The organism is Microbulbifer halophilus (assembly GCF_026183675.1).
GTDB classification, from domain to species: Bacteria; Pseudomonadota; Gammaproteobacteria; order Pseudomonadales; family Cellvibrionaceae; genus Microbulbifer; species Microbulbifer halophilus.
In genome coordinates this window covers 1-1,759 of sequence record NZ_JAPIVK010000082.1, presented here as the reverse complement: position 1 = coordinate 1,759, position 1,759 = coordinate 1, and the positions used below count along the sequence as shown (strand labels likewise).

Here is a 1,759-nt window from a genome sequence, read left to right as displayed (position 1 = left end):
GATTCCGGGTGTTTTTGAGCTGCGCCACGGACCTTTACTTGTGATACCGCACGCCACCGCAGCTTGGACATGCACACCCAGCCTCATTAAATTTCGAACCTTGGTTCGTGGCTTACGCCACTGGCGCCAATAGGCCATCCGCACTCTGCGTCTTATCCAATGATCCAGATCACAGCACAGCTGATAGCCGCTGGCCATACCAAAGTAGTTGATCCAGCCACGTATGAACTGGCTGGTTTTAAAGAGCTGGTAGCGCATGTTCACGCCCCAGTTTCGGTTGGTGAGTTCCCGTATCCGTTGCTTGAACTTCTGCAGCGTCCTCGGGTGCCATTTGATGAGTCCGTTCTCGAAGGTAAATCCCAGAAACTTGCTCTCGCTGGTTTTCACCACATGGCTTTTCTCCGTGTTGATCACAAGTTTCAAGCGGTTTTCCAGGTAGTTTGTAATGCTTTGCAGAACACGCTCCCCTGAACGCCGACTCTTTATCAGGATGATAAAGTCGTCTGCGTAGCGAGCGAACTTGTGGCCGCGCCGCTCCAGCTCTTTGTCCAGAGGGTCGAGCAGGATGTTGGCCAGTAGTGGCGATAATGGGCCGCCCTGTGGAACACCTTCGCGGCTCTCGTGAAGGAACTGGTTATCGATAAACCCAGCTCGTAGATATCGCGCAATCAGTTGCTTTAATCGTCGGTCATGAACCCGTCGGCCCACTAATGACATCAGCAAATCGTGATTGACGCGGTCAAAGAACTTCGACAGATCCACGTCGACAGCGATATTCCGCTTCTGCTTTATGATCCGCTGTACCTGCTTTACCGCTTGCTGCCCATTTCGTCCCGGTCGGAACCCAAAGCTATGCTCTGAGAAGATCGGGTCGAAGATAGGCGTGAGCACTTGAGCGATAGCTTGTTGAATAATACGATCAGTCACCGTCGGTATACCAAGCTGTCGCTTGCCGCCGTCTGGCTTCTCGATCTCAACACGCCGTACCGGTTGTGGGAAGTAGCGCCCTGAGATTAACTCAGACTTGACTGCCTCCCAACCACCAGATTTTGCCCATGCCGGAAAGTCATCAACGGACATACCATCGATTCCGGCGGCTCCCTTGTTGGCTCGAACCTGTTTCCAAGCTCGCTGCAAGTTCGCAGGCTGGAGCATCTGTTCGAATAGATCGTTGCTAAAGGCTGGCTTCGGGTCAACACGCTGAGTCACGTCATTGCCGGTCGGCATTCGTGTGTTCAAGTCTGACAAGGCTCCTCCTTTCTCTGACTGTTCAGGCCTTCACCCTGCCCCACCCATTACGGTGGTCGTTTGGCTACTATGCCCTCTGCTGACTTCTGCTTAATCACCCGCTGGGTTGCCCCTGTGGGCGCTATCGGCTCTCATCGATTTTCTCTCCCCGGTTGATGAGGCCTGGGAGCCAAGGCACTTGTAGACCAGAGCCTCACTGGTTTCCTACCGATCGCGTGCTAAGCAGATCTCCCCAGATAAGGACATAAACTTTCACTACGCAACTGCATCATTTACGGTGGCCGTTAGATCACGTGGCTTCGCTGTCTTGTGCCAGCTCGCCTCCAGCCTACGCCTCATATGATGTTCTTGTTCATCAGCTCGCAGTTTTGCTAGCGGCTTCCTACAGACAGCCCCTCGCAGGTCCGCCCTTGCCATTCGCTAGTAGTTAACGTTAAATTGACATTTAATGGTGATCTTCCTACAGGGGACTTTCACCCCATTAGTTCATGCCCATGCTGGGCGTACACAA

1 protein-coding gene is annotated in these 1,759 nt (G+C 53.2%); it reads right to left on the bottom strand.

Annotated elements, in window-relative coordinates; genetic code table 11:
- On the bottom strand, positions 1-1,248 hold a 1,248-nt coding region (gene ltrA, locus OQE62_RS19285), incomplete at its 3' end, for a group II intron reverse transcriptase/maturase (protein WP_265723673.1).
- Positions 1,249-1,759: the final 511 nt, after the last annotated feature.